Genomic DNA, 10,654 nt, shown 5'->3' on the forward strand with positions numbered 1-10,654 from the left:
CCGCGGCTGCTCGGGCTCGCCGTCATGCTCGCGGGCGCGGCGCCAGCCCACGCCGGCTCGTTCGAGGCGTGCCTTGCGGCGATCCGCCCAAGCGCGCTGAAGAGCGGCGTGTCGGCCGCGACCTACGACCGCGCCACGGCCGGCCTCGCGCCCAATCCCGAGGTGTTCGACCTCGCCCGCGCCCAGCCCGAGTTCAAGACGCCGATCTGGGACTATCTCGCGGGCCTCGTCGACGAGGAGCGCGTCGCCGACGGCCGCGCCATGGCGGCGCAGTGGAGCCGGGCGCTCGCCGCCGCCGAGCAGCGCTTCGGCGTCGACGGCGCCACCATCGTCGCGGTCTGGGGCGTCGAATCCAATTACGGCCGCGCCTTCGGCAACCGGCCGCTGATCCAATCGCTGGCGACGCTCTCCTGCGGCGACTATCGCGCCGCCTATTTCCGCACCGAATTCCTCGCCGCGCTGAAAATCCTCGACCGCGGCGACGTGCGGCCCGACCAGTTCGCCGGCTCCTGGGCCGGCGCCTTCGGCCACACCCAGTTCATGCCCTCGACCTTCCTGCGCGTCGCCGTCGACATGGACGGCGACGGGCGGCGCGACCTGATCAATTCGGTGCCCGACGCGCTCGGCTCCACCGCCGCCTATCTGCGCAAGGCCGGCTGGACCACGGGCCTGCCCTGGGGCTTCGAGGTGCGCCTGCCGGCCGGCTATTCCGGGCCTTCGGGGCGCAAGGGCCGGCAGCCGATGGAGCAATGGGCGGCGCGCGGGATCACGCGGATCGACGGGCGCCCGCTCGGGGCGGGCCAGGCGGCGCTGCTGCTGCCCGCCGGCCCCAACGGCCCGGCCTTTCTCGTGACCAGAAACTTCGACGCCATTTTCTCGTATAACGCCGCCGAGTCCTATGCGCTGGCCATCGCCCTCCTGTCCGACCGGCTGCGCGGCGGGCGCGGGATCGTCACGCCCTGGCCGACGCGGGACCCCGGCCTGTCGCGCGCCGACCGGCGCGAGCTCCAGACCCTGCTGATGCGGCGCGGCTACGACCTCGACGGCAAGGCCGACGGCGTCGTCGGAACCAAGACCAAGCAGGCGATCGCCGACTTCCAGTCGAAGCGCGGCATGACGCCGGACGGCCGCGCCAGCGTCTCCGTGCTCGAAGCGGCGCGCGGGCGATAGCGCATTTTCAGTAGAAGGTGCAGACTTTTACGTTAAGAAAATGCGCAAAAACAAAATGTTAGCGCGCGTTCGCGACTTGATGACGTCCGGACGCGCGCTAGCCCGCGCCCGCCGCGCGAGACTCTTCAGATCACATAGATCTTGTCGGGCAGCTCCGCGCCGCCGGAGCCCGCCGGAAAATGCTCGGCGAGCACCACGCCGCAGCGCTTCACCGCCTCGACATAGCCGCCGGCGAGATCTCCCGATTTGATCGCGGCGAGCAGGGCGTCGACCGCGCCCTGCCAGACGCGCTTGTCGACCTTCACGGCGACGCCGTCGTCGGCGACGACGCGCACATAATGCTCGGCGAGCGAGACGAAGATCAGCACAGCGGCGTGGTTGCGCCGTCGCGCCAGCCCGCGCGTGACGAACTGTTCGAGCGCGGCGCGATGGGCGTGCTCGAGCCGCACCGGCTTCGGCACCAGCCGGCAGCCGACGCCGGAGCGCGACAGCGCGAGATAGAGGCCGGCGAAGACGACGATCTGCGCGAGCAGGATCTGCTGCACCGAAAGCTGCGTGAAGGCGAGGAGAGGCCAGGGGACGGCGAGCGCGGTCAGCGCCGCCCAGGCGACCGCATAGGCGAGATAGTCGGAGGAGGCGCGCGCCAGCACGCAGACGATCTCGCCGTCGGTCGTCTTCTCGGCCTCCGCGATCGCCGCGTTGACGCGTTGCTGCTCTTCGACCGTGAACGTCATGGCGTTTTGCTCCTACCAGCTGCCCGAGGCCCCGCCGCCGCCCGACGAGCCGCCGCCGCCTGAAAATCCCCCGCCGAAGCCGCCGCCCCCGCCGCCCCAGTCGTCGAAGCCGCCGCCGCGGCGCGAGCCCGACGCGAGCATCGAGCCGAGCACATTGGCCCAGAACGCCTGAGTCTGCGCCCGGCGCGGATCGCCCCAGCGCGGATCGTCGCTCGAAAGCGCGCGCCGCCGCGGCGCGCGCAGCATCAGGAACACGACGATCAGGAACAGCCCGAAGAAGATGAAGGGGATAAGCTCGTCGTCAGCCCCATGCGCGCGGTCGAGCCGAAGGTCGGGCCGCTTCTCCCATTCGGCCGAATCGGTCGTCAGGATGGTGATCACGTCGTCGACGCCGCGCTCGATCCCGCCGCCGAAGTCTCCAGCCTTGAAGCGCGGCGCCATGGCGTTGGCGATGACGACCCGCGACAGCGCGTCGGTCAGCGTCCCTTCGAGCCCGTAGCCGACCTCGATGCGCACGCGCTTCTCGTTTGGCGCGACGAGCATGAGGACGCCGTTGTTCCTGTCCTTCTCGCCAAGGCCCCAGGCGCGAAACAGCGCGTTGGCGTAGGGCTCGATCTCGTCGCCCTCGAGCGAGGGAACGGTGGCGACGACGAGCTGAATCCCTGATTTTTCTTCGAGCGCCGCGAGCTTTTGCGCGAGCGCGGTCCGCGCCGGCGCCGGGATGACGCCGGCGGCGTCGACGACGCGGCCCGAGAGCTTTGGAAAATCATAGGCCGCGGCCGCCGCCGCGAGGGCGAGAAGAACCAGCGCCGCGCCCAGAAGGCGCCGCGCCGCCTGCGCCGCGAGAGCCGGGGCGCGCAACGCCGCGCCCGCTCAGAATTTGACTTGGGGAGCGGTCTGCGCGGCCTCGGCGGCGGCGAAGGGCGCGATCGGCTGCTTGCCGGCGAACGCCGTCTTCGCCCAGAGAATCGTCGGGAAGGTCTGCAGCGTGGTGTTGTAGGTCTGCGCCGCCCGGATGAAGTCGCGCCGCGCGACGGCGATGCGGTTCTCCGTGCCTTCGAGCTGCGATTGCAGCGCGAGGAAATTCTGGTTGGCCTTGAGGTCGGGATAGTTCTCGCTGACCGCGAGCAGGCGGCCGAGCGCGCCCGATAGCTGGGCCTGCGCCTCCTGGAACTGGCGCAGCTTTTCGGGGTCGGTGATCTGCGAAGCGTCGATCGTGACCGAGGTCGCTTTCGCACGCGCGTCGACGACGGCCTTCAGCGTGTCCTGCTCGTGCTGGGCGTAGCCGCGCACCGTCGCCACGAGATTGGGCACGAGGTCGGCGCGCCGCTGATACTGGTTCTGCACCTCGGCCCAGGCCGCCTTGGCGGCTTCCTCCTGGGTCGGAATCGTGTTGTAGCCGCAGCCGGCGAGGGCGAGCGCGAGGAGGGCCGCGCCGACGAGCTTCGCCGCGCTCAGGAAACCGGCGGACGCGCCGCGGGCCGTGGTCTGGGCGAAAATGGCCATGGGTCCGATCTCCTGTCCCGTTTTCCGCGCAACCTGTCCTGTCTTCCAGCGCGCAGGAGGCCGGCGTTTGCGCCGCAGCCCCGCATCCAAGCTGATAAACGATCGCAGGGGCCGGCGAAAGCCTCGCGCGGCGGGGCGCCCGGCGCTTTTGCGGCGACTACGCAGGGCGCCGTCGCGGCGAGGCCCGCGGCGGTCGAGGATAAACGCGAATTGACTGGCGCCGTTGCGGCGGCGCAGTAGTGTCGCCTGAATTTCCTTTCAAGATGTCCCGAGACGACGATGATGACGGCGCAATAAATGGTTTTTGTCGACAGCGTTCTATCGTCTTTTCGTCATCGAGGCCGCCGGCGCGACTTTCTGGCCGCGGCGCTTTTGTTGTCGGCGGGCGTGGGGCCGGCGCTGGCGGGCTCGTCCTTCACGTCCGTCTCCAGCGTGATCGAGCTTTATACGAGCCAGGGCTGCGCGTTCTGTCCGCCCGCCGACGCCCTGCTCGCGGCGCTCTCGCGCCGCCCGGAGATCGCCGCCGTCTCCCTTCCGGTCGATTACTGGGATTATATCGGCTGGAAGGACACGTTCGCCCAGCCGGGCTTCGCGGCGCGCCAGCGCGCCTATGCGGGCGTGCTCGGCGAACGTCACGCCTATACGCCGCAGGCGATCGTCAACGGGCTCGTCGGCGTCGTCGGCAGCGACCGCAAGGAGATCGAGCAGGCCGCGAGCGCGACGCGCGGGCGCGACGGCGCCATGACGGTCGGCTCGCTGCGCGCCGCCGCGGCCGACGGCTTCGTCGTCGTCGACGTCGGCGAGGGGGCCGGTCCGGCCGACGTGGTGCTCGTCAAGGTGCTGCGGTCGGCGGCGGTGCAGATCGGGCGGGGCGAGAACGCCGGCCGCAGGATCGTCTACACCAACGTCGTGCGGCAGATCTCCAATCTCGGCGGCTGGAGCGGCGCGCCCGCGAGCTTTCGCGCGCCCGACACGCGCGGCGACGGCGAAGGCTATGTCGTGCTCCTGCAAAAGGGGTCGTTCGGCCGGCCGGGGGCGATTCTCGGCGCCGTCAAATCCGCCGGCTTCTAGCTTTCGCCCGGCGCCGTCCGTCGCCGCCTTTCGCGCCATCTCCTTTCGCGCCGCCGGCGCGCCGCTCCGTCGCTCTTCCGCCGCTTGAGCTTGCGGCCTATAAGCGTCGGCGGACGCTTCGACGCGCTTTCGGCGTCTTCAATCCTTCCGACGCCAGGGACACCTGAGGAGCCTTTCACAGCCATGACCCTCCGCATCGCGGCCGGCGCCGCCTTTCTTTCTTTCGCGCTCGCGGGCGCCGGAGCCCTGGCGGCGCCGCAGGACGCGCGCGCCGCCGCGCCGAAAAACGCGCGCATCGTCGTCGCCGAGGCGAGCAAGAAGCACGGCGCCAAGGACGAGAAGTCCGACGATTCGAAAAAGGCCGGCAAGCCGCAGCAGGTCGGCACGTTTGGCGACTGGGCGGCGTTCACCGCGATGAGCGGCAAGGACAAGACCTGCTATGCGCTGGCGACGCCGAAGGAGCGGGCGCCCGCCCGCCTGAAGCGCGATCCGGCCTATGTGTTCATTTCCTACCGGCCGGGCGAGAAGGTGCGCGGCGAGGTCTCCATCATCATGGGCTTTGCGATCAAGGACGGGTCGGACCCCAAGGCCGAGATCGGCGGAACGACTTTCGCCCTCGCGCCCAAGGGGGCCAACGCCTGGATCAAGAGCGCCGCCGAGGAGCCGCAATTCGTCGAGGCGCTGAAGAAAGGCGCCAAGCTGACCGTCAAGGCGGCTTCGGCCAAGGGCAACGTCACGACCGACACCTACTCCCTTTCGGGGATATCGCAGGCCTTGGACAAAGTCCAAAAAGATTGCCCATAACGGGGCGCAGGCGTTGAAAACGCTTCAAAAAATAGACGCCGGAAGCGCTTTGAAGACGGCGCTTCAATGGCGCATACTCACGTTCGGGCCATGAGGCGCGCAAAGCGCCGGGGGAGGAAAAACATATGTCGGACAAGGTCTATCCCGTCTCCACGGAGTGGGCGCAGACAGCCTATGTCGACGCCGCCAAATACAAGGCGATGTATGAGCAGTCGGTGAGCGACCCCGAGACCTTCTGGGGCGAGCACGGCAAGCGCATCGACTGGATCAAGCCTTACACCAGGGTCAAGAACACCTCCTTCGATCCGCACAACGTCTCGATCAAATGGTTCGAGGACGGCGTCACCAACGTCTCCATGAACTGCGTCGACCGCCATCTCGCCTCGAAGGGCGACCAGACCGCCATTATTTTTGAGGGCGACGACCCCTCCGATTCGCGCCATATCACCTATCGCGAGCTGCATGAGCAGGTCTGCCGCCTCGCCAATGTGCTGAAGCAGCACGGCGTCGCCAAGGGCGACACGGTGACCATCTACCTGCCGATGATTCCCGAGGCCGCCTACGCCATGCTGGCCTGCGCCCGCATCGGCGCGATCCATTCGATCGTGTTCGGCGGCTTCTCGGCCGATTCGCTCGCCGGCCGCATCGAGGGCTGCAAGTCCAAGCTCGTCATCACCTCCGACGAAGGCCTGCGCGGCGGGCGCAAGGTGCCGCTCAAGCTCAACGCCGACGCCGCCATCAAGAAGGTCGGCGGCATCGTCGAGACGATGCTGGTCGTGCGCCGCACCGGCGGCAAGGTCGCCTGGGTCGACGGCCGCGACGTGTGGCTCGACGAGGCCATGGCCAAGGTCTCGACCGACTGCGAGCCCGAGCCGATGAACGCCGAGGATCCGCTGTTCATCCTGTTCACCTCGGGCTCGACCGGCGCGCCGAAGGGCGTCGTCCACACCACCGGCGGCTATCTCGTCGGCGCGTCCATGACGCATCAGTACATCTTCAATTACCGCCCGGGCGACGTCTACTGGTGCACGGCCGACGTCGGCTGGGTCACCGGCCACAGCTATATCGTCTACGGCCCGCTCGCCAATGGCGCGATCACGGTCATGTTCGAGGGCGTGCCGACCTATCCGACCGTCTCCCGCTTCTGGGACGTGATCGACAAGCACCAGGTCAACATCTTCTACACCGCCCCGACCGCCATCCGCTCGCTCATGGGCTCGGGCGACGAGGCCGTGAAGACGTCGAGCCGCAAGAGCCTGCGCCTGCTCGGCTCGGTCGGCGAGCCGATCAACCCCGAAGCCTGGGAGTGGTACTACCGCGTCGTCGGCGACGAGCGCTGCCCGATCGTCGACACCTGGTGGCAGACCGAGACGGGGTCGATCCTGATCAGCCCGCTGCCCGGCGCGACCCCGCTGAAGCCCGGCTCCGCGACGAATCCCTTCTTCGGCGTCCAGCCGCAGGTGGTCGACGCGCAGGGCGAGGTGCTCGAAGGCGCCTGCACCGGCAATCTCGTCATCGCCGATTCCTGGCCCTCGCAGATGCGCACGCTCTACAATGACCACGAACGCTTCGTGCAGTCCTATTTCTCGGCCTATCCGGGCAAATATTTCACCGGCGACGGCTGCCGCCGCGACGAGGACGGCTATTACTGGATCACCGGCCGCGTCGACGACGTCATCAACGTCTCGGGCCACCGCCTCGGCACGGCCGAGGTCGAAAGCTCGCTCGTCGCCCATGAGAAAGTGGCCGAAGCCGCCGTCGTCGGCTATCCGCACGACCTCAAGGGGCAGGGCATCTACGCCTATGTCACGCTGATGACCGGCGTCGAACCGAGCGACGAGCTGCGCAAGGAGCTGATCTCCTGGGTGCGCAAGGACATCGGGCCGATCGCCTCGCCCGACATCGTCCATTTCGCCCCCGGCCTGCCCAAGACCCGCTCCGGCAAGATCATGCGCCGCATCCTGCGCAAGATCGCCGAGAAGGAGTTTTCGGCGCTTGGCGACACCTCGACGCTCGCCGATCCGACGGTCGTCGACGACCTCATCCGCGACCGCGCCGGCTGACGGCGTCTTCCGCGCGGCGGTCGTCCGCCGCGCGTCTTCCTCCCCCTGACGGCTGCGGCGCCAAAGCCACACAGGCGCCGCATTTTTGCGCCGGGTTTTGGACCCGCACGGCGCTTCAGCGCAAATTTGCGCCGCCGCGCGAGGCTCCCGCATGGCGAGGGCGAAGCCTTTTCACGCCCTGATTTCCTGTCCCACGAGGACGACGGGCGATGCGAAACGGCGTGCGTTGCGGCGGATCGGGCTTTTTCTCCGGCGTCCTGAAGCCTGACGTCCTGAAGTCTCGCGCCGGGGCGGCCCTGCGCGCCGCGGCGGCGACGCTCGCGGCCGCCGCCGCGGGGCCGGCCGCTTCGCGCGATCTCGTCCCGTTCCCGCACGCCTATCCCGCGGGCGTCATCGTCATCCGCCAGGGCGAGCGCATGCTCTATTTCGTCGCGGGCGAGGGCAGGGCGATCCGCTACCGCGTCGCGGTCGGCCGCACGGGCAGGGGCTGGCTCGGCGAGACCTTCATCGAAGGCAAATATCTGCGGCCCTCCTGGACCGCGCCCGCCGACGTGCGGCGCGACCATCCGGGCGTCGCGCGCTTCATTCCGGGCGGCTCGCCGCGCAATCCCATGGGCGCCGCCGCGCTCATGCTCGGGCGTGACGAGCTCGCCATCCACGGCACGTCGAAGGCGATGCGCAAATCCATCGGCGCGGCGGCCTCTTACGGATGCATCCGCATGTACGACGAGGACGTCGTCGACCTGTTCGGCCGGGTGAGGGTCGGGACGCGCGTCGTGGCCTTGCCCTGAGGCGAAGGCGATCGGGCTTTATTTCCGAAGGCCTTTGGCTTAAATGACGCGGGAGGGCGCGCTGCGCGTGCCGCGTTCCCGCGCCGGGCTCTGGGAGAAAACGGTTGGACACGAAGGCGCTTGATCAGTCTGATCTCGTCGACCAGATCGTCGAGGTGATCTGCAAGGAAGGGATGATCGACCGTGAAAAGGTCACGCCCGACGCGACGATCGAAAGCCTCGACCTCAAGTCCATCGACATCGTGATGATCCTGACCGCGATCGAGGACAAGTTCGACGTCTACATCCCGATGGACGGGCCGTTCCACGAGGCCAAGGACATCAAGAGCCTGATCGACGCCATCGCCGCCTATATCATCAAAGAAAAATCCTGACATGACAGAGCGACGCCGGGTCGTCGTCACCGGCATGGGAGCCGTGTCCGCGGCGGGAGTCGGAGCGCAGGCGCTCTGGCGCGCCGCCCGCGACGGACGCTCCTGCGTCGGCGAGACGCAGTTCAACCGGCCCTATCGCGGCCGCATCAAGATCTCGGCCCAGGTGCGCGATTTCGATCCCGCCGCCCGTCTCGAAGCCGAGCTTCTGCCGTTCTGCGATCCGGTCACGCAATATCTGCTCGTCGCCGCCGACGAGGCGGTCGCGCAGGCGGGCCTCACGCGCGCCGAGCCGATGGGGCCGCGCACGGCCTCGATCATCGGCACCGGCGTCGGCGGCATGCACACGATCGAGGACGGGCTGCATCTCGCCCTCGTCGAACAGGGCCGTCCGACCCCGCTCACAGTGCCGCGCCTGATCCCGAGCTCGCCGCCGTCGAACATTTCGATCCGCTTCGGCGCGCAGGGGCCCTGTTTCGCGGTGGCCAGCGCCTGCTCCTCGGCGACGCAGGCGATCGGCCTCGGCGCCCAGATGATCCGCGCCGGCCTCGTCGACCGCGCCATCGTCGGCGGCACCGAAGACTGCGTGACCAACAGCTCCATGCTGGCCTGGGAGGCGCTGCGCGTGCTGACGCCCGATTTCTGCCGCCCCTTCTCGAAAGGGCGCAACGGCATGACGCTCGGCGCCGGCGCCGGCGTCTTCATCCTCGAGGCCGAGGAGATTGCGCGGGCGCGCGGCGCGACGCCGCTCGCCGAACTCGCCGGCTATGGCACGACCGCCGACGCCAAGGACCAGGTGCGTCCCGACGCCCATGGCGCCGCCGAATGCATGCGCCTCGCACTCGCCGACGCCGGCGTCGCGCCCGACGAGATCGATTACGTCAACGCCCATGGCACCGGCACCACGGTCAATGACGCGACCGAAGCCGAGGCGCTCGGGCGCATTTTCGGCGCGCGGCTGCCGCATCTGCCGATTTCTTCGACGAAGCCGATCCACGGCCATGGGCTTGGCGCCGGCGGCGCGCTCGAACTCGTGGTCACGCTCGGCGCGCTCGCCGAGAATGTCGCCCCGCCGACCATCAACTGGCGCGAGCCCGACGCCAAATGCCCGATCGACGCCGTGCCGAACGAGGCGCGGCCGACGCGCATCGACACGGCGCTGTCGAACTCTTTCGCTTTCGGCGGGATCAACGCCGCCCTCGTCGTGCGCCGCCTCGAGGCCGCCTGATGCACGCGCAGGAGACGCTGGCCGCCGGCGCGCCCGAGGAGCTGCGCCTCGACGCCGTGCCGCTGCGCGCCGACGCGGACAGCGTCGCCGCCTTCCGCCGCGCAATCGCCCTCGGCGCTGACGCGGATCCCGGGGCGGACGCCGTCCCCGCGACCTATCCCTTCCGCTGGCTGACTCTGCCGGAGCTGCGGCCCGCGCTCACGCGCATGATGGGCGCGGGCGTTCTGCCCGTGCATGAGGGGCAGAGCTTCGCCTATGAGCGGCCGCTCGCGTCCGGCGCCGATTATGTCGCGAACTTCGTCTTCACGCGCACGCATGGGCCGGAACGCCTGACCGTGGCCGCCGCGATCAGCGACCTTTCCGGCGCGCCCTGCGCGAGTTTTGAAGCCGTGCTGCGCCTCGTGCCCGTCGAGGGCCGGCCGTGAGCGGGCGGAACTTCGCCGTGGGCGAAGCCTTCGGCCCGGTCGATTTCGGCCCGGTGGAGGCCGCGCATCTTCTGGCCTACGCCGCGGCGTCGGGCGACGACAATCCGCTGCATCTCGACGCCGCGGTCGCGGCGGCGGCGGGGCTTCAGGCGCCGCCCGTCCATGGCGTGCTGACCATGAGCCTGTTCGAGCCGGCGCTGCGCGGCTGGCTGGAGCCCATCGAGATTTTGCGCCTTTCGGCCAAATTCCTGCGCCCCGTGAGCGTGGGCGGAACGATCCGCGTGAGCGGCCGCGTCGCACGGGCGTCGGCCGCGCCCGGCGAACCGGCCCTGCTGCGCGTCATGGCGCATGGCGTTCAGGCCGACGGCGCGAACGGCGATCTCGCCGCCCTCGGCGAGGCGCTCGTGCGCGCCGGGCCGCGCCCTGAGGCGCGCGCCGCCATGGCGCTTTGACGGCGGCGTCCTAGACATGGCGGCGCGCTCCGTCCTCGT

The 10,654-nt window shown here is 69.4% G+C and carries 12 protein-coding genes; 9 read left to right on the forward strand and 3 right to left on the reverse strand.

Features of this window, described 5'->3' with window-relative positions; translation table 11 throughout:
• Nucleotides 1–24 precede the first annotated feature (24 nt).
• Nucleotides 25–1,170, forward strand: coding sequence for a lytic murein transglycosylase (locus ACILRB_RS05000; RefSeq protein WP_395665212.1), 1,146 nt, complete (start codon nt 25–27; stop codon nt 1,168–1,170).
• A gap of 125 nt (nt 1,171–1,295) precedes the next feature.
• On the opposite strand, the gene ACILRB_RS05005 is transcribed toward ACILRB_RS05000, so the two are convergent.
• Genes ACILRB_RS05005 through ACILRB_RS05015 form a run of 3 tightly spaced genes read right to left on the reverse strand, consistent with a single transcriptional unit; the run spans nt 1,296 to nt 3,404 of the window.
• Nucleotides 1,296–1,904 carry a TPM domain-containing protein gene (locus ACILRB_RS05005; RefSeq protein ID WP_395665200.1) on the reverse strand — a complete coding sequence of 203 codons (609 nt, stop codon included), beginning with the start codon at nt 1,902–1,904 and terminating at the stop codon, nt 1,296–1,298.
• A gap of 12 nt (nt 1,905–1,916) precedes the next feature.
• The gene (locus ACILRB_RS05010) at nt 1,917–2,765 is read right to left on the reverse strand and encodes a TPM domain-containing protein (protein ID WP_395665201.1); all 849 of its coding nucleotides are present in this window, start codon (nt 2,763–2,765) and stop codon (nt 1,917–1,919) included.
• Between the two features lie 12 nt (nt 2,766–2,777).
• Nucleotides 2,778–3,404 carry a LemA family protein gene (locus tag ACILRB_RS05015; RefSeq protein WP_395665213.1) on the reverse strand — a complete coding sequence of 209 codons (627 nt, stop codon included), beginning with the start codon at nt 3,402–3,404 and terminating at the stop codon, nt 2,778–2,780.
• Nucleotides 3,405–3,785: 381 nt separating this feature from the next.
• On the opposite strand from ACILRB_RS05015, the gene ACILRB_RS05020 reads away from it, so the two are divergent.
• The 8 genes from ACILRB_RS05020 (at nt 3,786) to ACILRB_RS05055 (ending at nt 10,615) form a co-directional block, all read left to right on the forward strand.
• Nucleotides 3,786–4,481 (forward strand): DUF1223 domain-containing protein, encoded by a 696-nt coding sequence (locus ACILRB_RS05020; RefSeq protein WP_395665202.1) that lies wholly within the window; start codon nt 3,786–3,788, stop codon nt 4,479–4,481.
• Between the two features lie 183 nt (nt 4,482–4,664).
• Nucleotides 4,665–5,285, forward strand: a complete 621-nt coding sequence (locus ACILRB_RS05025; protein ID WP_395665203.1) for an invasion associated locus B family protein — start codon at nt 4,665–4,667, stop codon at nt 5,283–5,285.
• A gap of 125 nt (nt 5,286–5,410) precedes the next feature.
• Nucleotides 5,411–7,348 carry an acetate--CoA ligase gene (gene acs / locus ACILRB_RS05030; RefSeq protein ID WP_395665204.1) on the forward strand — a complete coding sequence of 646 codons (1,938 nt, stop codon included), beginning with the start codon at nt 5,411–5,413 and terminating at the stop codon, nt 7,346–7,348.
• 209 nt (nt 7,349–7,557) lie between these two features.
• Complete coding sequence (locus ACILRB_RS05035) at nt 7,558–8,139, forward strand: L,D-transpeptidase (RefSeq protein WP_395665205.1); 582 nt, start codon at nt 7,558–7,560, stop codon at nt 8,137–8,139.
• 104 nt (nt 8,140–8,243) lie between these two features.
• Nucleotides 8,244–8,513, forward strand: coding sequence for an acyl carrier protein (locus tag ACILRB_RS05040; RefSeq protein ID WP_395665206.1), 270 nt, complete (start codon nt 8,244–8,246; stop codon nt 8,511–8,513).
• Between the two features lies 1 nt (nt 8,514).
• Nucleotides 8,515–9,738, forward strand: a complete 1,224-nt coding sequence (locus ACILRB_RS05045; RefSeq protein ID WP_395665207.1) for a beta-ketoacyl-[acyl-carrier-protein] synthase family protein — start codon at nt 8,515–8,517, stop codon at nt 9,736–9,738.
• A complete protein-coding gene (locus tag ACILRB_RS05050; RefSeq protein WP_395665208.1) occupies nt 9,738–10,163 on the forward strand; it encodes a hypothetical protein in 426 nt (141 codons plus the stop codon). The genes ACILRB_RS05045 and ACILRB_RS05050 overlap by 1 nt, the downstream gene beginning before the upstream one ends.
• Nucleotides 10,160–10,615 (forward strand): MaoC family dehydratase, encoded by a 456-nt coding sequence (locus ACILRB_RS05055; protein WP_395665209.1) that lies wholly within the window; start codon nt 10,160–10,162, stop codon nt 10,613–10,615. The genes ACILRB_RS05050 and ACILRB_RS05055 overlap by 4 nt, the downstream gene beginning before the upstream one ends.
• Nucleotides 10,616–10,654 lie beyond the last annotated feature (39 nt).

This window comes from Methylocella sp. (assembly GCF_044226135.1).
In the GTDB taxonomy this organism is placed as follows: Bacteria; Pseudomonadota; Alphaproteobacteria; order Rhizobiales; family Beijerinckiaceae; genus Methylocapsa.

Excerpts from the sequence above, each read along its gene's own strand:
- ACILRB_RS05005 (WP_395665200.1), bottom strand. The coding sequence starts at position 1,904 with ATGACGTTCACGGTCGAAGAGCAGCAACGCGTCAACGCGGCGATCGCG.
- ACILRB_RS05045 (WP_395665207.1), top strand. The coding sequence starts at position 8,515 with ATGACAGAGCGACGCCGGGTCGTCGTCACCGGCATGGGAGCCGTGTCC.
- ACILRB_RS05000 (WP_395665212.1), top strand. The coding sequence starts at position 25 with ATGCTCGCGGGCGCGGCGCCAGCCCACGCCGGCTCGTTCGAGGCGTGC.
- ACILRB_RS05050 (WP_395665208.1), top strand. The coding sequence starts at position 9,738 with ATGCACGCGCAGGAGACGCTGGCCGCCGGCGCGCCCGAGGAGCTGCGC.
- ACILRB_RS05025 (WP_395665203.1), top strand. The coding sequence starts at position 4,665 with ATGACCCTCCGCATCGCGGCCGGCGCCGCCTTTCTTTCTTTCGCGCTC.
- ACILRB_RS05035 (WP_395665205.1), top strand. The coding sequence starts at position 7,558 with ATGCGAAACGGCGTGCGTTGCGGCGGATCGGGCTTTTTCTCCGGCGTC.
- acs (WP_395665204.1), top strand. The coding sequence starts at position 5,411 with ATGTCGGACAAGGTCTATCCCGTCTCCACGGAGTGGGCGCAGACAGCC.